The organism is Halobacillus sp. AWM4_238 (genome assembly GCF_056158265.1).
Genome location: NZ_JBSWSY010000002.1, coordinates 979462 through 1002569, shown reverse-complemented (window position 1 = coordinate 1002569; position 23108 = coordinate 979462). Strand labels below are relative to the sequence as shown.

The window sequence follows — 23108 nt, the reverse complement described above, 5'->3', positions numbered from 1 at the left end:
CCCTTTTACGTCTGTATTTTATCGTTCTCTAGTATGCTCGCTTCATCTTCAAGACCAAAAGCGACATGGGATTCAATCCATTTTCGGCGAGGTTCTACCTTGTCTCCCATCAACGTCGTCACCCTGCGTTCGGCACGGGCGATATCGTCAATCGTTACACGAATCAATGTACGTGATTCTGGATTCATCGTCGTTTCCCAAAGCTGATCGGCATTCATTTCACCTAAACCTTTGTAGCGTTGGATCGAATAACCGTTTTTGAATTCCTTCAATATCTTCTGCATGCCATCTTCATCCCAGGCATACTCAACCTTCTCTTTCTTCCCTTTACCTTTTGAAACTTTATAAAGCGGCGGAAGAGCGATGAATACTTTTCCGGCTTCTACAAGTGGTCTCATGTAACGATAAAAGAAGGTTAATAAAAGCACTTGAATGTGTGCCCCGTCAGTATCGGCATCCGTCATAATCACGATTTTATCGTAATTACAGTCTTCAAGCGTAAAGTCACCACCGACTCCAGCACCGATCGTATGAATGATCGTTGAGATTTCCTCATTTTTGAAGATATCAGCAATCTTCGCTTTCTCTGTATTGATGACTTTCCCTCGCAAAGGAAGGACAGCTTGGAATTTGCGATCCCTTCCCTGCTTAGCAGATCCACCCGCAGAGTCCCCCTCCACGAGGTATAACTCATTCTTTTTGGCGTTTTTGGATTGTGCCGGCGTTAATTTCCCACTTAAGAGGGTATCCTTCCGCTTTTTCTTCTTGCCGGAACGAGCATCGTCTCTTGCTTTTCTGGCAGCTTCTCTTGCTTCCTTTGCTTTGATTGCTTTTTTGATGAGCATGGAAGAGACGTCCGGATTTTCTTCAAGGAAATACGATAGCTGTTCAGCAACGATGCCATCGACAGCGGAGCGGGCTTCTGATGTCCCAAGCTTGCTCTTGGTTTGGCCTTCGAATTGAAGAAGTTCTTCGGGAATTCTCACCGAGATCACGGCTGTGAAGCCTTCCCTGATATCGTTTCCTTCCAGATTCTTATCTTTTTCTTTCAGAAGTTGTGCTCGTCTTGCATAGTCATTGAAGACTCTTGTAATGGCCGTCTTAGCTCCGGATTCATGCGTACCTCCATCCTTTGTGCGTACATTATTAACAAAGGATAAGATGTTTTCTGCGAACCCGTCATTGAATTGAAAGGCGAAATCCGCTTCAATTCCACTATGACTGCCCTCAAAAGAAACGACCGAATGCAGGGCATCTTTTTCTTCATTTAAATATTCTACGAAGGATACGAGTCCGTCATCGTATTGATATTCTTCTTTCACTGTTTCTTTTCTTTCATCTACAAGGATAATGCGGAACCCTTTCAACAGAAAGGCCGCTTCGCGTAAACGTTCAGATAAAGTTTCAAAATTAAACTTCGTGATTGAAAAGATGGAAGCATCCGGTTTGAATCGGATTGTCGTTCCTGTTTTTCGTGTGGTCCCTTTATTTTCTAGTGAAGTGACAGGGACGCCTCCGTTCTCAAATCTTTGATAAAATTTCTCGCCATCTCTGCATATGTGCACTTCTAACCATTCGGATAGTGCATTGACTACAGACGCACCGACGCCATGCAAGCCTCCAGAGGATTTATAGCCTCCTTGTCCGAACTTTCCTCCAGCATGAAGGACGGTCAAAATGACTTCAGGTGTCGGTTTTCCTGTTTTATGCATCCCGGTAGGCATCCCTCGCGCTTCGTCCTGTACCGATACACTACCGTCTTTATGGAGCGTGACAGTCATTTTATCGCCGAATCCAGATAACGCCTCATCGATCGCGTTATCTACAATTTCGTGAACGAGATGGTGCAGACCTCTATGATCCGTGGATCCAATATACATCCCCGGTCTTTTCCGTACGGCCTCCAATCCCTCCAGCACTTGAATAGAATCATCTGAATACGTTTGATTTTGACTCGACAATTTACCATCGGCTCCTTTCTCTAACACCATACTACTCCAATAATAGAACAAACGTTCGATTATGTAAACGATGAGCGCGACATAAGGACATTCAACACTCACGACATAAGTCAATCAACGGTGTGGAGGCTTTTCCACTCCATTGATTGGCTTATGATCTAGAAAAAGGCTGAAGACCTCTGCACAAGTGAGGGGATCCATATAAGGATCCACTCTGATATCGTTTACACTTATTATTTCTTCTCAGACAACCGTTCTGTTAAACCTTAGCTCTTCAATTAAGAAAACTCTTTTATAATAAAAGGAACTTTTCTGTAATTTAAGCTACTCCATAACCTTAACAAAAAACGTCGCTTGTTATATTGTAGCGATTTTATAAGGTTTCGCAAACATAATTCTTCCAAAAAACATGAAAAAACCCCTGAAAGTCCAGGGATTTTTTCATTTTCAATAGTATTTTTTTAACGGTAAATCGCATGAGCGACTTTAATGCAAGAGTCCATAATGACAAGCTTTGAATCGTTTTTCAAGAGACGAGCCGCTTCATCGGAAAACACCCCTTGCTGAGCCCAAAAGGCTTTCGCTTCAATATTTTTCGCTTCTTCTGCGATTTTGGGCAAATGTTCAGAACGTCGGAAGACATTGATAATATCTACAGGCTCTTCGACGTCAGACAAGCTTGCCACAGCTTTTTCCCCAAGAGACTCAGTAATTTGAGGGTTCACAGGGATGATTTTATACCCAGCCTTCTGCATCGCCTCACTCACTTGATAGGATGTTCGGTGCGGTTTATCCGAAAGACCTACGACAGCAATGGTTTTTGATTGTGCCAAAAGGTCCTTGATCTCTGCATTGGACGGATTTTCAAAAGTCATCTATTAACCTCCTATTCTTCAATTAATCCTTCGTTGACTAAATACTCTCTGGCTACTTCTTCAGGAGCGCGGTCCTCAAAATCAACCTGGTAATTCAATTCCCTCATTTTATCACCCGTAATCTTGCCCCCCAATTGGTTCAGGACATCTTCAAGTTCTGGATAACGATCCAAAGTTTCCTGTCTCATTAATGGTGCGCCCTGGTAAGGTGGGAACAGGTTTTTCGGATCCTCTAATACTTTCAAGTCCAGTTCTACCATGTAACTATCTGTCGCGTAAGCGTCGATGATGTCGACCTCTCCACTTTCAATAGCTCCCTGCCTTAAGCCGGCGTCCATCGTCCGAACTTCACCAAGATCCAAGTTGTACAATTCTTTCATGCCTTGGTAACCATCCTGGCGGTCATTAAATTCGAGAGTGAACCCAGCTGTAATTTGATCTTCGACAGTCTTCAGGTCCGCAATCGACTCCAGGTCGTATTGTTCTGCAAGCTCCTGGGTCGTCGCTACAGCGTAAGTGTTGTTAAATTGCATCGGTTGTAGGAAGGCCATATCATAAGTTTCTGCCATGCCTTCTTTTGCCTGTTCATATACTTCTTGTGGTTCATTGCTGTTTGCTTCCTCTCCTAAAAGAGAAACGATCGCTGTCCCTGTAAATTCAGGATAAATATCAATGCTTCCTTCCTGCAATGCACTGAAAACCAAATCTGTTTTTCCTAAGTTCGGTTGAAGTCCAACACTCAAGTCGGTTTCCTCTTCTATTAGAAGCTTATACATGTTGATGAGAATGGCAGGTTCCGCTCCAAGCTTAGCTCCAAGTGTCAAATCATTTTTCACTTTACCACTGAAAGCTAAAGGACCTACGGCAATTAAAGCAGCAATAACTAATAAGCTGACCAATGAACGGAAGCCGGATTTGGCTGAAGTTCGTTCAAACAGACGCAAAATTAGGTCTAAGATAATCGCGAGCAATGCAGCTGGAATTGCCCCTAACAGGATAAGATTGACGTCTCCACCCCTGTCCAAGCCAAGAAGGATTAAGTCACCGAGACCTCCTGCACCAATCAATGCAGCAATGGTTGTCGTCCCGACGATCAAGACCATTGAAGTACGTATTCCCGCCATAATGACAGGCATGGCGATCGGTAATTCAATCTTAGACAGACGTCTGAAAGATTTCATCCCCATCCCCGTGGCTGCTTCCTTCAAAGCCGGATCGACTTCTTTGATGCCTGTATAAGTATTTCTTAATATAGGAAGAAGCCCATAAGCTGCGAGTGCGATAATCGCAGGCGTTTGTCCGATTCCGAAAAAAGGAATAAGAAAAGCCAGAACGGCAAGGCTTGGTATGGTCTGCAATACGGCCGTCGTGCCAATGATCGGCTCAGCTATCCTCTGCTTTCTCGTCAGCCATAAACCAAGCGGTACTGAAATCAAAGTGGCGATGACAAGAGCAATGATCGATATTTGAAGGTGTTCCCAAATTTTCTCTAATAAAATTCCCTGACGTTGGTTAAAAACATCGATGAATCCGTTCATTTATTTTCCACCTCCTCTTCCTTTTTCCGTGACTGTTCTCGAAGGTAGAGGACGATATCCCTATAAGATAATGTACCTATCAGTTGATCACCTTTGACGATTGGAAGAATGGACGAATGACCTTCTTCAAACACCCGGACAGCATCTCTCAAAATCATATCATTGGATAATGGGGGAGCTTGCACCTGTTTTCCATCCTCGACCATCCCCTGATACGTTCCGTCATCACCTTTAATGGCAGACGGCCCATCCAGAACGACATGCCCTTCCTTGTATTCTTTTTCGGATACGACACGTTTTTCTGCATGATTCATGATGACATCAACAGCTGTCTGCCATGGAGTTTTTCGACCGCCAATAAAATCTTCAACAAACTCATTGGATGGATTTAGAATGAGGTTTTGCGGGGTATCCAGTTGGACGATTTCTCCTGCTTTCATAAGGCAGACACGATCCCCAAGTGCAAGGGCTTCGTCCATATCATGGGTAACGAAGACGATCGTTTTTTTGATTTCCTTTTGCAATTGACGGATGTCTTTTTGCAACTGTTCTCTGCTGATTGGATCGAGGGCACTGAATGGCTCATCCATTAAGATAATATCTGGGTCTGCCGCTAACGCTCGGATAACGCCGACGCGCTGTTGCTGGCCCCCGGAGAGTTCACTCGGTTTTCTTTTGCGGTGTTTTTCAGGATCGAGACCAACCATTTCCATCAACTCATTGATCCGGTTAGATAGATCCTTTTTCTTCCATTTTTTCATTTCCGGTACAACCGAGATGTTCTCTTCGACCGTCATATGTGGAAAAAGAGCAATTTCCTGTAACACATAACCAATATTCCACCTTAATTCATGGATGTTGTATTCTCTGATATCCTTGTTATGTATCGTTATAGTCCCTTCCGTTGGCTGTATCAAACGGTTAATCATTTTCATTGTGGTTGTTTTCCCACAGCCACTGGGACCAATCAGCGCGAGCAATTCGCCTTCTTGAACTTTTAAGTTGATGTTCTTCAACGCTGTCGTCCCATCCGGGTAAGTCTTCGTTACATCAGTGAACGTGATCATCGTTTTCCCCCTAAACTAAAATAAAAGACTTCTTTCTATATCCACATTTCCATAAGTTGAAACATTTTGCAATTCTCACGCATTTTCACCATGCCCCATTTGATGGAGCACCATTCTGTTTCCATTCCAGGAGTGGTTTTACAAAACAACTTGATACCTGGTACTAAATTGATATAATAGAGGAGTTGCCTTATGAAATAGAGTTCTTTATCTATCAAGCCCATGATAAAATAGTAGAAAGTGCAGAAGGAGTTGAACTTATTGGAATATGTACTCTATATCCTCATCGCCTATCTCCTTGGGTCCATCCCTTCAGGGTTAATTGTAGGTAAAATTGGTTATGGAACGGATATACGCGAACATGGAAGCGGAAATCTCGGAGGGACGAATACATTTCGAGTGTTAGGGATCAAAGCAGGAATGATCGTAACAATTGCTGACATTTTAAAAGGGACATTAGCCGCAGCCCTCCCTTTCTATATGGGAGCAGATGTTATTCCTCTCCTTATCGGAATCTTTGCGGTAGTCGGTCATATGTATCCGGTATTTGCAGGCTTTAAAGGTGGAAAAGCTGTCGCAACATCAGGTGGCGTGATTTTAGGTGTCAATCCAATCATATTCGCCGTTCTTTTATTGTCCTTTTTCATTGTCCTCTATTTAAGTAAATACGTTTCCTTATCATCCATGTTAAGTGGGATTGTCGGTATTGTCGCGACATTGATTGTGAATGATTACGGTTTGACGATCATCATTTCACTGTTTACCATCTTTGTCATCTACCGGCACCGTGCCAACATTAAGAGAATCATCAATAAAACGGAACCAAAAATCACTTGGATGTAGAATTGATGATGCTTAAGAAGGCGAACGAACGCAAAGATAGTCTATCCCATATAAGGATAGGCTTTCTTTTATGGTGTATTCTATAAATGCACACTCTTCAAGCAATCCATTGTATATTCAGAAATACATAATGTATACTTTGACATAGAAAGAAGGCCTGAAAGGAGTCTTTATTATGAACAAAACTGAATTGAACCAAAATAAGCAGTTACCATCCAAAAAAGAACGCCATAAATTATTTGGCTCAGTTGAGCCAGGTCCTCGAACAAAGCCAAGTGAGAAAGATCAGATGGCTGACCTTCAAAACTCAAAAAAGGACTTTTTATTTGATATCGATATGGTTGGAATATCCAGTGTCAAACATCCTATATCTATTCCCAGTACAATGACACCTGAAATCCAAACAACGATCGGAACTTTTGCCTTCGGATCGTCGATTGCAAAAGGAAGCAAGGGAACGAACATGAGCCGCTTCACAGAGCAGCTTGATAAATACCACAATGAAGGATTCGCTGTTGATATCAGTACGCTTAAACAATTTACAGAGGAGCTTGCCGGTCGTCTTAAGCAATCAGATGCTGAAGTGGAAGTGACATTCCCGTGGTTTTTCGAAAGAAAAGGCCCTTATTCCGGCCTTGCAGGAATGAACCATGCTGATGCCACCATTCGCGTCGAGTATGACAAGGAAACAGGACATGATGTGACTGTAACGCTCACAGGGAAAATTACGACTCTCTGCCCTTGTTCCAAGGAAATCAGTGAATATAGCGCTCACAATCAACGCGGAAACGTGACGATGAGTGTAAAACTGACCGATGATTTTGACGAGCAGGAGATCGATTGGAAAGCAGCGCTTCTAGAAGCGGCAGAAAGCAATGCAAGTGCCCGCATCCACCCCGTATTAAAGCGGCCGGATGAAAAGATGGTGACCGAACAAGCCTATGAAAATCCTCGGTTTGTTGAAGATATCGTACGATTAGTCGCTGCCGATCTTTATGAGTACTCATTTGTAGAATCGTTCACAGTGAAGTGCCGCAATGAAGAGTCCATTCACCTGCATGATGCAGTGGCTACTCTCAGCTATGATAAGAAAAAGGAAGCTGAGTAATAAAACGAATGAAGCAAATCATGATTGCGTTGATTCAATTTTACCGCAAAGGCATCAGTCCTTTTTTTCCACCCTCATGCAGGTTCCAGCCGACATGTTCGGAATACGGTTTAGAGGCTTTTCGCCGTTTTGGTTTTTTTAAAGGGAGCTATTTGACTGTCAAAAGGATTCTCAAGTGCCACCCTTTCCACCGGGGAGGATTCGACCCTGTACCAACCAATCCATCCAATCATAGCTCTGATCGGTCGTCTCCTGAAAAATAGGTTTATAAAACGACCACAGAGGAAAGAGACAAACACAGGACCCCATTACAGGAGTTGATCAAATGAACTTAACCGTAACAGAAGAAGCAGCAAAATGGTACGAAGAAGAACTGGATATCGAAGGAAACGTCGACTTACGATTTTACGTCCGTTATGGTGGCGTCGGTGGTCTTCAGCCTGGTTTTTCACTTGCCATCAAACTGGAAGAGCCTGACGAACCGATTGCAGAAACAACAACAGGGCCGATCCATTTCTATATTGAAGCGGATGATGAATGGTATTTTGATCAACATTCATTAGAAGTTTCTCTAGATGAAAAATGGAATGAGCCATCCTTTGAATATAAAAAATAAGACGCCGCGAAGGCGTCTTATTTTTTGGTCAATTGGAAACGTTGGATGTGTTCCCAATACCCTTCTTCTCTTAAAATGTGCAGCTGCCGGTCTCCAAATAGATCAAAATGCGGATAACGGGGATCTCTATGAATCCACTCCGGTTCTAAACCGTATTGTTTTCCCCATGCCTGCAATTTATTGAGATCACTGCAACCGACTTTTGTGACTGTATCACAACCAGGAAAACGATCATCCAGCCAAAAATGAGTCAAAAAAGCAATCTCTCCCTGCTTCACTTTCGCTTTCCAATCCATCAGTTCTGATCTTTTCACACCAAATGCCATTAGGCTTCAGCCTCCATGGCAGACAAATAAGCTTCGTGCCACGCTGGAAAACTACGCCTGATCGATACAGGTTTGAAGTTCTCTTTTTTTACAATGACGTGCTTTGTTACTCCAGTGACAGCTACATCACCGTTACCGAATGCCACTTCATACCCGTAGGAAACACGCAGGCCGTCATAACTTTCCACCCATGTCCTTACATAGACCTCATCACCATAGCGCACAGGCTGTTTGAAACTGACTTGAGCATCGATGACAGGAGAAACAACGCCCTGTTTTTCAATTTCAGAATACATAAATCCAAGGCTCTCTATGAAGGCTGTACGTCCAATCTCAAACCACACTAAATAGTTCGCATGGTAAACGACACCCATCATATCTGTTTCCTGATACCTGACTTGAATTGGTGTTTCAACCACTTTCATTTTAAGACTCCCTCCGCACCATATGCCATGCTTTTTCTAAATCGACGAGTTCTAGTTCATTCATATCTTCCGCTTCATTTTCCATGATCCGAATCGCCTGGAATTGAATGGCTTCGTTGACGAGATTATTGATGAAGCGGCCATTCCCCCGGACTTTGTGATCGGTGTATTTTTCTAAAAGAAATGACTCTGCCCACTCATTGAAATGATACCCGTATTGGTCTGCTTGGTAATGGGTCATGGCAATCAGCTCGTTCTCTGTATAATCCGGGAAGTGGAAATATTTCTTGAACCTTGAAGACAGACCTGGATTGCTTTCGACCAACTGCTCCATCTCGTGCTGATAACCGGCAAGGACGACAACGAGGTTTTCATTATGTTTGGTCATCTCATCCACCAGCGTTTCAATGGCTTCTTTACCGAAGTCATCTCTGCCTCCGTTGTATAGGGAATAGGCTTCATCAATGAACAAGACACCTCCGAGAGCTTCTCGGATCTTCCGTTTTGTTTTGATGGCCGTCTGTCCTACATATCCAGCCACAAGATCGCTTCTTGAAACAACCACGGTATGTCCTCTTTTTAACAACCCGCATTCTTTCAGAACATCTGCATAGATTTCTGCTACTGTGGTTTTTCCGGTCCCAGGATTTCCGGAGAACACGGAATGCAATTGGATAGGGACGACAGGGTAGCCTTTTTCCTTTCTCTTTTGCTGGGCTTGTACGAAGGATGACAGTTTTTTTACTTCTTCTTTAACATTGGACAATCCAATCAATTCATCCAATCGTTGCATGGGAGATCGTTCATCTTCGTCTGTTTCCCTGTCCCAAGCAAGGTCTTCGACTGAAATCCTCATGTGATCCAACCAATGATGTTTATCCTGTTCCGCTTCCTTGGCCCCTTTTTGGAAGACGGTCTTCAAGACTAAGTTTTTTACCGTCCGTGCATTCCCGAAAGAATCATCGACACGCTCTCTGTCAATAAGTGAGGTGAATTCGTTCAGCGCTGCTGTTGTAAAAAAGAAATCATTGTCCGTTGCCGTTTGCTCAGCAATCGTCAACAATTCATCCATATGATAATCTGGAAGTTCGATATGATTTTGTTCCGGGAAACGACTGCGCAGGCCGGGATTTGACCATAAAAATTGCCGCATTTCCTCTGGGTAACCAGCAAGAATGACAGCGAATTTCCCTCCATACTCTTTGCTCGTCATCGCAGAAACAAGAGTATCAATGACCGCTTGACCATAATCGTTTCCTGTTTGACCTTCCCTTTTCAGGCTGTATGCTTCGTCGATGAACAACACACCACCGATCGCCTGTTTGACGTAATTCATCGTATTCTCTTCACTTTGCCCAACATAAGAACCGACAAGGTGTGAGCGGTTCACTTCCACGACTTCTTTTGTATCCAAAATCCCAAGCTCATGATAAATATTTGCGAGCAGACGTGCAATCGTCGTTTTTCCTGTCCCAGGGTTACCAGTGATAATCATATGTAAACCAGGTTCATCTACCATGGAAAAACCATAATTCTTTCTTTGCTGCTGGTACCTTAAGAAGTGATAATACCGCCGTATATACGTTTTCACATCATGTAATCCAACCATCTGATCAAATGCTTCAAGTGGGTTTGTAATCGACTGATCAGTTAAGAAACTTGGCAATCGTTTATAGATCTCATCCTGATTATCCGAAAGTCTTCTTGTACGCTCGTTGATTTCTTTTACAGGGACTCTGATCCGTCTATTTTCAATAGAATTGATGGCTTCTTGCAACATTTGTTCCAAATCCGACAATTCCTCATAAACATCCCGATACAAAGTCAACCGGCTGGATGCATCGATGATTGTTTTATTGGCAAGATCTTCATCCCACTGCTCCTTTAAATCACAAACATCAGCGTAGATGGCTTTTGCTTTCTTAGCTTTTGCTGAGTCATGATCGGTTTCATGAAGAATCCACTGATCGAGTGGCGTTTTTTTCAATAATGTATAGGCCTGCATCAATTGTTGAGACTCATACAATTCCGCTACTAAGGGATGAGAAGGTTGGAGAACCCTTGCCTCGTCTATGAATTGCTCTGCAAGAGGGTCATCTCCCGGGTGCCTCTTGATCCGGTGGTAGGCAAGAGTAACATAAAGCAGCGTTTTGGCTTCTTTCTCACGCTCCCCATCAGTTTGGTCCATGTATCGCAAAGCCTCCACTTCGGAAATGGGAGGCTGTTGTTCTAAACTGTTCCACTGTTTCAGTTGTTCTAACATCTACATCACTTCCTTTTCTATCGCCGATATCCATTTTATCATAGTGTAGATTTGATGTAGATGATGAGGCCTTAAGATTACACAGGATAGACAAAAAACCGCTCCTCTGATGAGAAGCGGTGGATCAGAACTCTAATATTGTTGATGACGAGCTTCGTCTTTGATTTCATCACGCATAGCTTCTAACGATTGGTTTCTTCGCTTGTTCTTCTTCTCGATGTTTCTCTTTTCTTCCTCTGATGCAAACTGCATGGCATCATGGGAAGCTTCGATGTTTTCAATAGTGTTCGTCACTTTCTCTTGGAGACGATCGACGTTATCTGCGCGATTGTCAGGATTTGGTTTTTGGTTCGCCATGTGCTGTTGTTTATGGGACATGTTCGTACCCCTCCTGTAAAATTCGATGGACCCTTGATGAGTCATCCCTTACTTTTCCCAGGAACGACACGAATTATGAATAGAAAAAGGAAGGAGACAGCTCCTTCCTTCATAGCTTTTGCTAAGTAAAAAAACAAATCCCAATTACGAAGGGATTTGCTTCATACGCTCATTGTGACGTTTCTCAATACGTTCATCGATTTGATCCAACAGCTTTTGGTCAGCTTTGATGGAGCGAATATTTTCTTTTACACGTTCTTCAAAAGATATGCTTTTGTGTTTTCTCATGGATATCTCTCCTTTTATAGGTATGATTTCCATGATTTGATGAAAATATTCCTAATTAAGGGCATCTTTCTTCTTTTCCATCATTTCATACGTCATTGGTCCAACGATTCTCGGTTCTTGAATGATGCCATCTGTACCGATGAAATAAGTGGTTGGAATGGATAATATCTGATACGTCTGGTTGATTTTTAGCTCCTCGTCCATGAGGATCGGGAATGAATAACCTCCGTCCTTGACAAACCGATCCACGTCTTCCTTATTTTTTTCAGTTCCGGTACCGTTAACAGCCAGAATGGCGACATCATCTCCAAACTCTTCATGAAATCTCTGCATTTCAGGCATTTCTTCACGACAAGGAGGACACCATGTGGCCCAATAATTGAGAAAAACTTTTTTTCCATGATAGTCAGAAAGCGTAACGGTCTCTCCGTTCAACGTTTCTAATGTGAAATCTGGAGCCCGCTCCCCTACTTGCAGACCATCAGGAGCATTAGGTGCAACCATCCCTGGTTCCTCAGATGCAGAAGATTGATTTTCCGCCTCCTCTTCTCCAGAAAAAGTTGTAATAATAACGAGACCTAAAAGTAGTATCAGGAAAGCCGATGCTAACCATTGTTTCATAGGAATAGCCTCCGTCCATCATCTTAATCGCTTCTATTTTATGTATAAGAATAAATAAAACCATTTATGTTTGTAAAGCTTCAATGGGAAGTGTGTAGCAATCTTATGGATGTTTTTTGTTTTTTTTATCATTTCGGAGTTGCTACTAAGTTTCAAGAGAGAGTAAGTAGAATGTTCAAACACTTCTTTCATCCTGGATCTATGTACCTTAGCGATGAAATTCAAAATTTATGAAGAATAAAAAGATCGCCCTCGAAAGGGCGATCTTCAGAAAGAAATTTAGTTCAATTTGTTACGTAGAACCATTTGTAGAATACCACCGTGGCGGTAGTAATCAACTTCTACATCACTGTCGAAACGAGCGATGACTTCAAATTCTTTCTTGTTGCCTTCTTCATCAGTTGCTGTCACCTTAACAAGGTCACGTGGTTTAACATCTTCTCCGACTTCGACATCAAAGGTTTCGCGACCTGTCAGACCAAGGGACTCGATGCTGTCTTCCTGCTTAAACTGCAGAGGAAGTACACCCATCATAACAAGGTTTGAACGGTGAATACGTTCGAAGCTCTCAGCGATTACCGTCTTGATTCCAAGAAGATCTGTACCCTTCGCTGCCCAGTCACGGGAACTTCCCATTCCGTAGTCATTGCCGGCAATGACCATCAATGGTGTTTGGTCTTGTTGATATTTCATTGCTGCTGTATAAATTGGCATCACTTCTTCTGTCGGCCAGTACGTAGTGAAACCACCTTCTGTACCTGGAGCTAACTGGTTACGGATACGGATATTCGCAAACGTACCGCGCATCATCACTTCATGGTTACCACGACGAGAGCCGTAGGAGTTGAAGTTACGAGGGCTTACTCCATTTTCTTGCAAGTACTCACCGGCAGGCATATCTTTTGGAATCGCACCTGCTGGAGAGATGTGGTCGGTTGTTACGGAATCACCGAACTTACCGATCACACGCATGCCTTCCAATGGCTTGACCGTTTCAGGCTCACTGGAAAGTCCTTCGAAGAACGGAGGATTCTGAATGTATGTGGATTGATCGTTCCAATCATACAATGGTTCATCCGTTGTTTCGATTTCGTTCCATTTTTCATTCGAATTGAATACATTTTCATATTCTTTACGGAAAATTTCAGGAGTAACGACACGGGAGATTTCAGATTTGATCTCTTCTTGAGAAGGCCAAATATCATCGAAATAAACGTCGTTTCCTTCGCTGTCTTTTCCGATCGGGTCGTTTTTAAGGTCAATATCTACAGTTCCTGCAAGAGCATACGCAACTACTAGTGGCGGTGAAGCCAGGTAGTTAGCTTTTACTAGAGGGTGAATACGACCTTCAAAGTTCCGGTTACCAGAAAGTACAGAAGAAGCTGTCAAATCACTGTCAGCAATCGCTTTTTCGATTTCTGGCAGCAATGGTCCGGAGTTACCGATACATGTTGTACATCCATATCCAACGAGGTTGAATCCTAAATCGTTTAAGTAAGTCATCAGACCTGAGTCTTCAAGGTAGCGAGTAACAACTTTGGACCCTGGTGCCAATGATGTTTTCACGTACTCAGGAACTTGCAACCCTTTTTCAATCGCTTTTTTAGCGACAAGGCCAGCGCCAAGCATTACATGAGGGTTGGATGTGTTCGTACAAGAAGTGATGGCAGCAATCGCAAGAGCACCTGTCTTCATGACAGATTTGTCTCCATTATTGAACTTCACTTCCACTTCCTTATCGAACTCTGATTTGTCCAGTCCAAAACCATGGTTTCCTGCTGGACCTGTGATCGCCTTTTCAAAAGACTCCTTCATTTGAGAAAGAGGAATCAAGTCTTGAGGACGTTTTGGTCCGGATAGGTTCGGCTCCAATTCACCGAGATCGATTTCAACCAGTGAAGTAAATTCCGGATCCTCAAAGGACGGATCATACCACAGGCTGTTTTTCTTGCAGTATTCTTCTACAAGCTTGATTTGCTCTTCTGTACGACCCGTCAGGCGTAGGTATTCAAGAGACTCCCCATCAACCGGGAAGAAACCACAAGTTGCACCATATTCAGGAGCCATGTTGGAGATCGTCGCACGATCAGCAAGTGGCATTTCCTGTAGTCCTGGGCCGAAGAATTCAACAAATTTACCAACTACATTTTGCTCACGAAGTTTTTGAGTAACTTTGAGCGCCAAGTCAGTAGCCGTTGTTCCTTGAGGGAAACTTCCATTCAGCTTCACGCCGATAACCTCTGGAGCTGGGAAGTAAGACGGTTGGCCGAGCATTCCAGCCTCTGCTTCAATACCGCCAACACCCCAACCAAGGACACCAAGACCATTGATCATCGTTGTATGTGAGTCGGTTCCGACAAGTGTATCAGGATAAGTATCATAAGAGCCGTTCTCATTTTCTTTTGCGTGAACGACGTTTGCGATGTATTCAAGGTTTACCTGGTGTACGATCCCTGTTGCAGGTGGGACAGCACGATAGTTATCAAACGCTTTTTGAGCCCAGTGTAAGAACTCATAACGCTCTTCGTTTCGTTCAAATTCAAGTTCCATATTCACATTCAGGGCATCTGGAGTCCCATACTTGTCTACCTGAACAGAGTGGTCAATAACAAGATCAACAGGTACTTCCGGGTTGATTTTGTCAGGGCTTCCTCCCATATCTACCATCGCTTTTCGAAGAGATGCAAGGTCCACCACAGCAGGTACGCCGGTGAAGTCCTGCAAAATTACGCGGGAAGGTTTAAATGGAACATCTTCCCCTTTAGATTTCTCAGTACCCCAATTTGCCAGACTCTCGACATGGTCATCGTTGATGACGCGTCCGTCATGTTGACGTAATAGAGATTCCAGTAGGATACGGATGGAGAAAGGTAGACGGGAAACCTTACCATGTCCCGCATCTTCTAAGGCTTTCAAATCGTAATAGTTGTACGTTTGGCCATTGAGTTCAAATTGTTTGCGAGCATTAAATGCATTGCTAGCCATATTCCTTTTACCCCCTCATCAATATTCAACAGTGAACCTTTTAAAAGGTTTCACCATTCCCCAAATTTCTTTCATTTGTTCCCTTTGTATAAACCAAGTTCACAAATCTGCAATCCTTATTGTAAATGAAAACGATTTATAAGTAAAATGAATGACCACAAATTTTTCTGAATTCGATAAATTTTATACAAAAATCAACAAAAACGCAGCCTTGTTTTTAGAAGAGCAACCTTTTATAATGAAATTAGCGAAGTCTAAGACAATGAAACAGGTGATAATATGTCAGGTGGATTTGCCCTATTTATCGTCGGGTGGATTGTCATCATGATTGGTCTGATGAGTATCGGCGGTTTCTTTATGTTCCGCAAATTCCTAAAGCGCCTTCCTAAAGAAGACGGAAAGTCAATCATTGATTGGGAAGAGTATTATGTCGATAAAACCAAACACATGTGGTCAGCAGAACAAAAAGCTTTACTAGAAGAATTGATTTCTCCCGTTCCAGAGCTTTTCCGGGACGTAGCAAGACAGAAAATTGCTGGTCGCATTGGGGAAATTGCTCTTCAGAAAAAAAAGAAGAGAATTACCCAAGATATTTTGATTGAGGGCTACATACGTGCAACGCCGAAGCGTGATCACAAATTCCTTATTAAAAAATTGGAAGAGAAAAAAATAGACATGAGCCCTTACGCCCCACTCATTGAACGATAAAAAGGACCCGGCTTACGCCAGGTCCTTTTTTAGTTCCAACTTCTTCTCCAAATGTAAGTATTGTCTTAACATGGCGATCCGCCATGTCATGATCATCCCGAAGGCAAGCAAAAAGAACATTCCACTCGTTTCCCCGAAGGAAACATGCTGCCCTATAATGAGCTTAAATACCACTCTCAAAATAAGAAGCCCGAAGAGAATGAAAACAAAGGCCCTTGAAGGTTTCAAATAAATATCTCCATCCCTCACTTCAAACTTTGAAGTCTTAATGAGGAATATAGAAAAAATGACACCTATGAGAACAGCTTCAAACACCTGGGTCCACTCCACTCTGAACACCGGAAATACAAACATGAGAGCTCCTGTGCTCATCATGAAAGGTGGCAGTATGATTTTTTTTACACTTGCCGGTTTTTTTGCTGCCCGCAATCGGACGAAAATCATAGCTGTAGCCATACCAGCAGCCACAATGGTACTTGCGATTAACCAAAACATACCGATTCACTCTTTCTGTCCTTACTATCAATTCAACACATAATCAATGGCATTCCATGGCCTCTTTGACTTTTTCTGTTGTTCCTCAATAAGCAAATGATGACTTTGTTTCTTCTGTAACCTGTTGGACCTTCTAAAGGACTTCGATGCCGCTCATTTCAGACATCGTAATTTCTATTGTAACCAAGCTGGGGTAAGCGAACCCTATGGCCACCTTTTCATTTCCTATCCACAGGAATCATGATCCATCATAAAATCAGGAGCCATGGTGCCCTCCCCGTCTTATTCCCTGTCGTAAGCAATAGTCAAAATGATGGTCATCGTTACTCCTACAACAGCAAGATAAACCCCAAGGTCAAACAAAAGGGCCGTAGCAAGCTCTGTCTTACCAAGGATCGGCAGTTGAAAGTATGCAAACGTTTGGGTGAGGAAAGGTGCGTTAAAAACCATTCCACCAATCCCTGTTGCCGCTGCTACTATCAATCCCACAGGAATCATGAAACGGAAATTAATCGGCAAAATCTTTTCCATCGCCTTGCTTCCATAGGCCATGTACATGAGAATGATTGCTGCAGCAGTCATTAGACCACCGATAAACCCTCCCCCTGGAGCATTATGGCCTGCAAAGAATAAATAAACAGAAAACCCTAGTAGAATAAAGGCAATTAGTGTTGTTGTGGTTCTTAATATAATATCGTTGGTCTGGGTCATATGACATACATACTCCTTTATTTTTTTCTCTAGTATCATCTTAATATAAATTCATACGAAAATCCACGCCTTAGAATCCTTGGAAATCAAAGAGGCCGGCAAGGTAGGATGTAAGCATGGTCATCCAGTCGAAATAAAGAGCGATCCCAACCAGAATCATTACATACCCGCCTCCCTTAACGATTTTCGAACTATGGCTTCTGATCCAACTCAATTTGCCAATGAAGAACGACAAGACTAAGAAAGGAATGGAAAAACCAAGAGAATAAGACAGCATCATCACCAGGAATAGTTCAGGAGAATCTGCAGCTAAAGAAAGAACAGAAGCTAGTATTGGACCTGTACATGGCGTCCAGCCGAGTGAAAATGTAAGTCCGATAAGGAACGTTCCTATGTAACCAGACGGTCGATTCTTGAACGTTATCTTTCTGTCTTTCATTAAAAAATTGAAATTGAATACACCAATAATGACAAATCCGAAAAAGATAATCAAAATCGAACCCAATCGACGAATGATGGATTCATACTGTATGAAAAACTGAGCAAAATACGAACCTGAAAATCCTAAAATCAGAAAAATTGTCGTAAATCCTAACAAAAACAGTACGGTATGGATCAGGCTTGCTCTTTTCAGCATCCCATTGTCCTCTTTTAATTCATGTACACTCATCCCTGTAATATAAGAAAGGAACGCAGGGTACAAAGGAAAAACACAAGGGGATATAAACGATAAAAAACCTGCGCCGAACGCAAGGAAAAGATTCACATCCATTCATTTATCACACCTTCATTCATAGTCGACTCCTATTGTATCAGAGCTTCAAGTGTAAGACGATGGTTTCCTATGAACATCTAAAGAACATCACATAGAGAAAGCCTCCTTTCATTTAAGAAAGAAGGCTTTTTTCATTATTTCATTTGATTGTTCATTGAACGCATCATCTGATTGATCTTCTTCTGCGATGGTTTCTGACCCATCTGCATCATCAGTGTACGTAACATTTGTTCGTTAATTGGCGGGTTCTTTTTCAAATAGTTCATCATGTACTTTCTTGCGATGAAGAAGCCTAGAGCTGCACCACCGACAAGAGTCAATAAAGCAATGATAATGACCCAAACGATCCCCAATGTCATGACTACGTCTTCCTCCTTCGTGTTGTCTCCCATAACAGTATAGTAAAACGTTCTCGATAATACAATAGCCGTTTTCATACGAACGGATCGAGGCGCTACTCATTTAAACAACCGTCGTACACTAAGCAAAACTAAAAATACCCCACATAAATATAGGGAATTAGAAATTACTTGAATGGTGACCGGTATAGAGACAACAATCATTCTTATGCCTATTATATCATATTCTGCAGGTAAACCGAAAATGGTTATCCTCCTATTTACCCCGATCCTTCCAATAGTTTTTCATACTTCCCAAAAAAAAAGCTGCCCTGTGAACGGGCAGCTTTTCCCTTGTTTATTTCATCAAGTTTTCCGCATGCTTCACTACGTTTTCTACTGTGAATCCGTAGTTTTCAATGACAGTATTTCCTGGAGCAGAAGCACCGAACTTGTCAATTCCAATCACAGAGCCATCTAAACCTACATAACGGTCCCAACCAAACGATGCACCCATCTCAACGGCCAAACGTTTGCGAACAGAAGAAGGCAAGATTTGTTCTTTGTATTCTTTAGGCTGAGCTTCAAAACGATCGAAAGAAGGAACACTTACAACGCGGACGTCGTACCCGTTCTTTTTCAATTCCGCTTGAGCTTCTACAATCAATTGTACTTCAGAACCTGAAGCAAGAAGGATTGCATCCGGTTCATCTTTATCAGAATCGCTAAGGATGTATGCCCCTTTCTTCATTCCTTCGTAGGCAAGTTCTTCTGTACCTTGAAGAGTCGGTAATCCTTGACGTGTAAGCACAAGCGCTGTCGGAGTAGATTCAGACTCTACAGCAAGTCTCCACGCAGCATTGGTTTCGTTCCCATCTGCAGGACGGAGAACAGAAAGGTTAGGCATGGCTCGAAGAGAAGCCAATTGTTCTACAGGTTCGTGCGTTGGGCCGTCTTCTCCAACCGCAACAGAATCATGAGTGAACACATAGTTCACGTTCAAGTTTTGCAGTGCAGATAGACGTACAGCCGGGCGCAGGTAGTCACTGAAGACAAAGAACGTACCCGCATAGACTTTCAGTCCACCATGAAGCCCCATACCATTTAAGGCAGATGCCATAGCGAATTCACGAACTCCGAACCAGATGTTCCGACCTGCATAGTTGTTACGGGAAAAGTCTTCTTCATCTTTAACGGTCGTTTTGTTGGATCCAGCAAGGTCAGCACTACCTCCGAAGAAGTTAGGAATAGCTTTAGACAATGCATTGATCGCATCTCCTGAAGCTGCACGCGTAGCAGGGCTATCTTCACCAACCTGGTAAGTAGGAAGGTTTTGTTCCCAACCTTCAGGAAGCTCTCCGCGGATCGCTCGTTCGAACTCTTCTGCAAGCTCTGGATATTCTTCTTTATACTGAGCCAATAGGTTGTTCCAGGATTCTTCTTTATCCTGACCATTCTGCTGAACCTTTTCTTTGAAGTCCTGATAAACTTCCTCAGGCACGTGGAAAGGCTCGTGCTCCCACTCGTAGAACTGCTTCGCTGCTGTGACTTCATCTTCTCCAAGAGGAGCACCATGAGAAGCCGACTTACCAGATTTATTAGGAGAACCATACCCGATCACTGTTTTTACTTCGATCATAGTCGGTTGCTCAGTATTCGCTTTTGCTTCTTCGATAGCTTTAGCAACAGCTTCTGTGTTTGTTCCATCTTCTACGCGGATCACTTGCCATCCATAAGCTTCATAGCGCTTTTCTACGCTTTCGCTAAAGGAACGATCAAGATCACCATCAAGAGAAATGTCATTGGAATCATAAAGGACAATCAACTTACCAAGGCCTAGGTGACCAGCTAGAGAGGCAGATTCTTGTGATACCCCTTCCATCAAATCACCATCACCACAAATCGTATACGTGTAATGATCGACAACGTTAAACCCTTCGCGGTTATATTTCGCTCCTAGATGAGCTTCCGCCATCGCCATTCCAGTCGCCATTGCAATACCTTGTCCAAGGGGGCCTGTCGTTGCTTCTACTCCGTCTGTGTGACCAAATTCCGGGTGTCCTGGAGTTTTGGAATCCCATTGACGGAAGGACTTAAGATCATCCATTGTCACGTTATAACCAGATAGGTGGAGCAAGCTGTAAAGAAGCATTGATCCATGCCCTGCGGATAGGACGAAACGATCGCGGTCGAACCAGTTCGAATTTTTTGGATTGTGATCCATGAACTGAGTCCAAAGCGTATAGGCCATCGGTGCTGCACCCATTGGCATTCCTGGGTGTCCGGAGTTTGCTTTTTCTACTGCATCGATTGTTAAAGTTCTAATCGTATTAATTGATGTTTGTTCAAGGCTGTTTGCCATGTTCAACATTCCCCTTTCTTTTCAGGTATATGTACCATGTATTATCCTATAATGAAATTCATTTTGAAACAAGCTTTGTGCAAAATTTCGCACAGCCTCAAAACTAATTTCCCCCTTATCCAAGGAATTAAACAAAAAAATCCGCATTCGAAAAGATCGAATACGGAGGATTTGGCATTAATTCTTTTTTTCATTCTTTTGCATTTGACGAAGCTTCTCCGGAGTGACGTCTTTCCCTTCAGGGTCTATGACGGTTACACCTTTCAGCTGATTTTTAAAAGATTGACGCGCATTTTTCAAATATTCTTGGCGCAATTTCTGCTGTTCTGCTTTTTCTTCTTTCGAAAGGTCTTCCTTTTTGGATTTATTCGCTAATTCATTTATACGATTAATCTTTTCTTTTGATAACATAGATCCTTCTCCTTTACTCATAGTCTGGATCGTAAACACACGAAAAAGACAAGAAATACAAAATTCTTGTCTTTAAATATACTACCTTGATTCTTCATCTTTTTCAAGAGATAGGTATTCCTTGTACCTACGATGAACCGTAGCCTTTGATACATTATACCCAAGTCCTCTTAGGGTCGCTGCAATATCTTTGAATGGCAAATCACTTTTCCTTAAACGGACCACTTCTTCAATAGGAAAATCGATTCTTTCACGACCTGGAGCCTGATCCCGATTTGACAAATTGTTTGAAGGATCATAACCCTCTTCCACGGCTTTTCTCATCCCCCGACGTATTTTCATATTATGTATTTTTCTTTGGTATTCCTCTACGATTCCTACAATCTGCAAAACCATCGAATCAGACTCAGATAACTGCAATTCTCCCTGGTTTGAGAGTGAGTACACCTTGACCTTCAGCCGGTTCATTTGATGAAACAAAGCAATCTTCGTATTCCCCCGCCCTAAACGTGTTTCATCTTGAATTAACAAGGCTTCCGCACGCCCGGAAGAAAAACATTCCAACATGCGGAAGACCCCTTCGCGTTCGATATCGTAACCACTCGCTTGCTCTTCAATACATTCAACAACTTCAAAACCATGACTCTCTGCCATTGAAGTCAATTCAGCTCGTTGTCGTTTTAATGAAGTCACTTGCGCTTCCTTTTCCGTACTTACCCTGCAATATAAAATCACTTTCACTTGAATGTTCCTCTCTCTTTCTCTATTAAACAGCAGTGACCATAGAATAATAGAGAATGATAAAACTAACAATAAAAAGAATAATGTAGGTGTAATCCAGCTTAGATAATTTGTTAAACATTGATAACCCCTCCGCATTCGTAGAACGAACGTTCTTAAGAACCTGTGTTCGCTTTTGTTACTTTCATTATATACGAACACAGGTTCTTGTCAATGGTATTTTTCGAACGCTTGTTTGTATTTTTCAAATATAAGTGGTACAATGTGGTTACTATAATCCTATGTACGAGGTGCTAATCTATGAGTAAACTTTCAAAGCGGCAGCAGGAAATACTAGATTTTATTAAAGAGCAGGTTTTATCAAAAGGATATCCACCATCTGTAAGGGAGATCGGTCAATCTGTCGGCCTCGCTTCAAGTTCGACTGTGCACGGTCACTTATCCAGATTGGAGAAAAAAGGATACATTAGACGCGACCCGACCAAACCTCGTGCCATTGAAGTGATCGAGTTAGAAGAAGATCACAGCATCCCGAGAAGTGAAGCTTCTTACGCTCCAGTAATCGGTAAAGTCACGGCAGGTTCGCCGATTACAGCTGTAGAAAATATCGAAGAATATGTTCCCCTACCAGATACACTTGCAGGATCCGATGACAACACGTTCGTCCTCATTGTTCAAGGGGAAAGTATGATTGAAGCAGGAATTCTCGATGGGGACATGGTCATCGTCAGACAACAACAGACGGCCCAGAACGGCGATATCGTTGTTGCAATGACAGAAGACGAAGAAGCTACAGTGAAACGGTTTTTCAAGGAGAGAAATCACGTTCGTCTCCAGCCTGAAAACGCAACTATGGAGCCGATTCTACTTCAGGATGTGTCCATTTTAGGAAAAGTCGTAGGTCTATATCGAACGGTACATTAAAAGAAAGAGACGAGTTTAGAAAACTCGTCTCTTTCTATATTTCTGCTTATGCTCCATGTTTCTTTTTATTAGGCGCAAAAGGCAAGACGGCTAACATACGACTTTTTGTAAACCTCCTGACCTTTTTCCGCTCAAAGCAATACGCAATGACATAGTCCTCCCTGATGTCCACCACTCTCATTACCCTTTGAGACATGACACCCTCATGGTCGATATAGATTAATTCCAGTTTCATTTTTTCACGTTTTGAGCGGTGAAATAAAGAATCCATTGGCGATCCCTCCATATAACACGAACGTTTGTTCTTATTATATGCCTTTACCCACCTCAGGTATACGACCAAAATTTA

The 23108-nt window shown here is 42.6% G+C and carries 25 protein-coding genes; 6 read left to right on the top strand and 19 right to left on the bottom strand.

What is annotated here, in order from left to right; translation table 11 throughout:
• Positions 1-5: 5 nt before the first annotated feature.
• The 4 genes from parE to ACXACN_RS05110 all read right to left on the bottom strand — a co-directional run bounded on the left by parE (position 6) and on the right by ACXACN_RS05110 (position 5441).
• A complete protein-coding gene (parE, locus tag ACXACN_RS05125; RefSeq protein WP_474962803.1) occupies positions 6-1988 on the bottom strand; it encodes a DNA topoisomerase IV subunit B in 1983 nt (660 codons plus the stop codon).
• Positions 1989-2422: 434 nt separating this feature from the next.
• Positions 2423-2836 carry a CoA-binding protein gene (locus ACXACN_RS05120; protein ID WP_474962802.1) on the bottom strand — a complete coding sequence of 138 codons (414 nt, stop codon included), beginning with the start codon at positions 2834-2836 and terminating at the stop codon, positions 2423-2425.
• 11 nt (positions 2837-2847) lie between these two features.
• Positions 2848-4374, bottom strand: a complete 1527-nt coding sequence (locus ACXACN_RS05115; protein ID WP_474962800.1) for an ABC transporter permease/substrate-binding protein — start codon at positions 4372-4374, stop codon at positions 2848-2850.
• Positions 4371-5441, bottom strand: a complete 1071-nt coding sequence (locus ACXACN_RS05110; RefSeq protein WP_474962798.1) for an ABC transporter ATP-binding protein — start codon at positions 5439-5441, stop codon at positions 4371-4373. Before ACXACN_RS05110 ends, ACXACN_RS05115 begins: the two co-directional genes overlap by 4 nt.
• A gap of 261 nt (positions 5442-5702) precedes the next feature.
• Here ACXACN_RS05110 and plsY point away from each other — a divergent pair, with 261 nt between their 5' ends.
• The 4 genes from plsY (at position 5703) to ACXACN_RS05090 (ending at position 8008) form a co-directional block, all read left to right on the top strand.
• On the top strand, positions 5703-6284 hold the full coding sequence (plsY, locus tag ACXACN_RS05105; RefSeq protein ID WP_474962796.1) for a glycerol-3-phosphate 1-O-acyltransferase PlsY: 582 nt from the start codon (positions 5703-5705) through the stop codon (positions 6282-6284).
• A gap of 175 nt (positions 6285-6459) precedes the next feature.
• Positions 6460-7392 (top strand): GTP cyclohydrolase FolE2, encoded by a 933-nt coding sequence (folE2, locus tag ACXACN_RS05100; RefSeq protein ID WP_474962794.1) that lies wholly within the window; start codon positions 6460-6462, stop codon positions 7390-7392.
• Between the two features lie 8 nt (positions 7393-7400).
• A complete protein-coding gene (gene yidD, locus ACXACN_RS05095) occupies positions 7401-7655 on the top strand; it encodes a membrane protein insertion efficiency factor YidD (RefSeq protein ID WP_474962792.1) in 255 nt (84 codons plus the stop codon).
• 62 nt (positions 7656-7717) lie between these two features.
• Positions 7718-8008 (top strand): HesB/YadR/YfhF family protein, encoded by a 291-nt coding sequence (locus tag ACXACN_RS05090; RefSeq protein ID WP_474962791.1) that lies wholly within the window; start codon positions 7718-7720, stop codon positions 8006-8008.
• A gap of 17 nt (positions 8009-8025) precedes the next feature.
• Here the strand turns inward: ACXACN_RS05090 and ACXACN_RS05085 are convergent, their stop codons facing one another.
• The 7 genes from ACXACN_RS05085 to acnA all read right to left on the bottom strand — a co-directional run bounded on the left by ACXACN_RS05085 (position 8026) and on the right by acnA (position 15294).
• Entirely contained in the window at positions 8026-8334 is a 309-nt protein-coding gene (locus ACXACN_RS05085; protein WP_474962789.1) for a hypothetical protein, read from the bottom strand.
• Positions 8334-8759, bottom strand: a complete 426-nt coding sequence (locus ACXACN_RS05080) for an acyl-CoA thioesterase (protein WP_474962788.1) — start codon at positions 8757-8759, stop codon at positions 8334-8336. Before ACXACN_RS05080 ends, ACXACN_RS05085 begins: the two co-directional genes overlap by 1 nt.
• 1 nt (position 8760) lies before the next feature.
• The gene (locus ACXACN_RS05075) at positions 8761-11022 is read right to left on the bottom strand and encodes an AAA family ATPase (protein WP_474962787.1); all 2262 of its coding nucleotides are present in this window, start codon (positions 11020-11022) and stop codon (positions 8761-8763) included.
• A 132-nt stretch (positions 11023-11154) separates the two neighbouring features.
• Positions 11155-11400: a small acid-soluble spore protein Tlp gene (tlp, locus tag ACXACN_RS05070; protein ID WP_474962785.1), complete on the bottom strand. Its 246-nt coding sequence runs from the start codon at positions 11398-11400 to the stop codon at positions 11155-11157.
• Positions 11401-11544: 144 nt separating this feature from the next.
• Positions 11545-11688 carry an FbpB family small basic protein gene (locus ACXACN_RS05065; RefSeq protein WP_160912244.1) on the bottom strand — a complete coding sequence of 48 codons (144 nt, stop codon included), beginning with the start codon at positions 11686-11688 and terminating at the stop codon, positions 11545-11547.
• A gap of 51 nt (positions 11689-11739) precedes the next feature.
• On the bottom strand, positions 11740-12309 hold the full coding sequence (locus ACXACN_RS05060) for a TlpA family protein disulfide reductase (protein ID WP_474962783.1): 570 nt from the start codon (positions 12307-12309) through the stop codon (positions 11740-11742).
• Positions 12310-12588: 279 nt separating this feature from the next.
• A complete protein-coding gene (acnA, locus tag ACXACN_RS05055; protein WP_474962782.1) occupies positions 12589-15294 on the bottom strand; it encodes an aconitate hydratase AcnA in 2706 nt (901 codons plus the stop codon).
• Between the two features lie 279 nt (positions 15295-15573).
• Here acnA and ACXACN_RS05050 point away from each other — a divergent pair, with 279 nt between their 5' ends.
• On the top strand, positions 15574-16002 hold the full coding sequence (locus ACXACN_RS05050; protein WP_474962781.1) for a DUF2621 domain-containing protein: 429 nt from the start codon (positions 15574-15576) through the stop codon (positions 16000-16002).
• 12 nt (positions 16003-16014) lie between these two features.
• Here the strand turns inward: ACXACN_RS05050 and ACXACN_RS05045 are convergent, their stop codons facing one another.
• From ACXACN_RS05045 to ACXACN_RS05015, 7 genes are all read right to left on the bottom strand, one after another.
• Positions 16015-16497: a CcdC family protein gene (locus ACXACN_RS05045; protein WP_474962779.1), complete on the bottom strand. Its 483-nt coding sequence runs from the start codon at positions 16495-16497 to the stop codon at positions 16015-16017.
• Between the two features lie 282 nt (positions 16498-16779).
• Positions 16780-17208 carry a Na(+)/H(+) antiporter subunit B gene (locus ACXACN_RS05040; RefSeq protein ID WP_474962778.1) on the bottom strand — a complete coding sequence of 143 codons (429 nt, stop codon included), beginning with the start codon at positions 17206-17208 and terminating at the stop codon, positions 16780-16782.
• A gap of 70 nt (positions 17209-17278) precedes the next feature.
• The gene (locus tag ACXACN_RS05035) at positions 17279-17980 is read right to left on the bottom strand and encodes a cytochrome c biogenesis CcdA family protein (protein ID WP_474962777.1); all 702 of its coding nucleotides are present in this window, start codon (positions 17978-17980) and stop codon (positions 17279-17281) included.
• Positions 17981-18117: 137 nt separating this feature from the next.
• Positions 18118-18342: a YneF family protein gene (locus tag ACXACN_RS05030; RefSeq protein WP_035505139.1), complete on the bottom strand. Its 225-nt coding sequence runs from the start codon at positions 18340-18342 to the stop codon at positions 18118-18120.
• A gap of 337 nt (positions 18343-18679) precedes the next feature.
• On the bottom strand, positions 18680-20683 hold the full coding sequence (gene tkt, locus ACXACN_RS05025; RefSeq protein WP_474962775.1) for a transketolase: 2004 nt from the start codon (positions 20681-20683) through the stop codon (positions 18680-18682).
• Between the two features lie 177 nt (positions 20684-20860).
• Complete coding sequence (locus tag ACXACN_RS05020; protein ID WP_474962774.1) at positions 20861-21094, bottom strand: DUF896 domain-containing protein; 234 nt, start codon at positions 21092-21094, stop codon at positions 20861-20863.
• 81 nt (positions 21095-21175) lie between these two features.
• On the bottom strand, positions 21176-21835 hold the full coding sequence (locus ACXACN_RS05015) for a YneB family resolvase-like protein (protein ID WP_474962772.1): 660 nt from the start codon (positions 21833-21835) through the stop codon (positions 21176-21178).
• A gap of 300 nt (positions 21836-22135) precedes the next feature.
• Between ACXACN_RS05015 and lexA the strand changes: the two genes are divergently transcribed.
• Entirely contained in the window at positions 22136-22759 is a 624-nt protein-coding gene (gene lexA / locus ACXACN_RS05010) for a transcriptional repressor LexA (RefSeq protein WP_146816304.1), read from the top strand.
• Positions 22760-22805: 46 nt separating this feature from the next.
• Here the strand turns inward: lexA and ACXACN_RS05005 are convergent, their stop codons facing one another.
• A complete protein-coding gene (locus tag ACXACN_RS05005) occupies positions 22806-23030 on the bottom strand; it encodes a hypothetical protein (RefSeq protein ID WP_474962771.1) in 225 nt (74 codons plus the stop codon).
• Positions 23031-23108 lie beyond the last annotated feature (78 nt).

What these genes read in the sequence shown, in the direction of transcription:
- ACXACN_RS05120 (WP_474962802.1), bottom strand. Translation starts at nt 2,836, where the DNA reads ATGACTTTTGAAAATCCGTCCAATGCAGAGATCAAGGACCTTTTGGCA.
- ACXACN_RS05115 (WP_474962800.1), bottom strand. Translation starts at nt 4,374, where the DNA reads ATGAACGGATTCATCGATGTTTTTAACCAACGTCAGGGAATTTTATTA.
- ACXACN_RS05110 (WP_474962798.1), bottom strand. Translation starts at nt 5,441, where the DNA reads ATGATCACGTTCACTGATGTAACGAAGACTTACCCGGATGGGACGACA.
- folE2 (WP_474962794.1), top strand. Translation starts at nt 6,460, where the DNA reads ATGAACAAAACTGAATTGAACCAAAATAAGCAGTTACCATCCAAAAAA.
- yidD (WP_474962792.1), top strand. Translation starts at nt 7,401, where the DNA reads ATGAAGCAAATCATGATTGCGTTGATTCAATTTTACCGCAAAGGCATC.
- ACXACN_RS05090 (WP_474962791.1), top strand. Translation starts at nt 7,718, where the DNA reads ATGAACTTAACCGTAACAGAAGAAGCAGCAAAATGGTACGAAGAAGAA.
- ACXACN_RS05085 (WP_474962789.1), bottom strand. Translation starts at nt 8,334, where the DNA reads ATGGCATTTGGTGTGAAAAGATCAGAACTGATGGATTGGAAAGCGAAA.
- ACXACN_RS05080 (WP_474962788.1), bottom strand. Translation starts at nt 8,759, where the DNA reads ATGAAAGTGGTTGAAACACCAATTCAAGTCAGGTATCAGGAAACAGAT.
- ACXACN_RS05075 (WP_474962787.1), bottom strand. Translation starts at nt 11,022, where the DNA reads ATGTTAGAACAACTGAAACAGTGGAACAGTTTAGAACAACAGCCTCCC.
- tlp (WP_474962785.1), bottom strand. Translation starts at nt 11,400, where the DNA reads ATGTCCCATAAACAACAGCACATGGCGAACCAAAAACCAAATCCTGAC.
- ACXACN_RS05065 (WP_160912244.1), bottom strand. Translation starts at nt 11,688, where the DNA reads ATGAGAAAACACAAAAGCATATCTTTTGAAGAACGTGTAAAAGAAAAT.
- ACXACN_RS05060 (WP_474962783.1), bottom strand. Translation starts at nt 12,309, where the DNA reads ATGAAACAATGGTTAGCATCGGCTTTCCTGATACTACTTTTAGGTCTC.
- acnA (WP_474962782.1), bottom strand. Translation starts at nt 15,294, where the DNA reads ATGGCTAGCAATGCATTTAATGCTCGCAAACAATTTGAACTCAATGGC.
- ACXACN_RS05050 (WP_474962781.1), top strand. Translation starts at nt 15,574, where the DNA reads ATGTCAGGTGGATTTGCCCTATTTATCGTCGGGTGGATTGTCATCATG.
- ACXACN_RS05045 (WP_474962779.1), bottom strand. Translation starts at nt 16,497, where the DNA reads ATGTTTTGGTTAATCGCAAGTACCATTGTGGCTGCTGGTATGGCTACA.
- ACXACN_RS05040 (WP_474962778.1), bottom strand. Translation starts at nt 17,208, where the DNA reads ATGACCCAGACCAACGATATTATATTAAGAACCACAACAACACTAATT.
- ACXACN_RS05035 (WP_474962777.1), bottom strand. Translation starts at nt 17,980, where the DNA reads ATGGATGTGAATCTTTTCCTTGCGTTCGGCGCAGGTTTTTTATCGTTT.
- ACXACN_RS05030 (WP_035505139.1), bottom strand. Translation starts at nt 18,342, where the DNA reads ATGACATTGGGGATCGTTTGGGTCATTATCATTGCTTTATTGACTCTT.
- tkt (WP_474962775.1), bottom strand. Translation starts at nt 20,683, where the DNA reads ATGGCAAACAGCCTTGAACAAACATCAATTAATACGATTAGAACTTTA.
- ACXACN_RS05020 (WP_474962774.1), bottom strand. Translation starts at nt 21,094, where the DNA reads ATGTTATCAAAAGAAAAGATTAATCGTATAAATGAATTAGCGAATAAA.
- lexA (WP_146816304.1), top strand. Translation starts at nt 22,136, where the DNA reads ATGAGTAAACTTTCAAAGCGGCAGCAGGAAATACTAGATTTTATTAAA.
- ACXACN_RS05005 (WP_474962771.1), bottom strand. Translation starts at nt 23,030, where the DNA reads ATGGATTCTTTATTTCACCGCTCAAAACGTGAAAAAATGAAACTGGAA.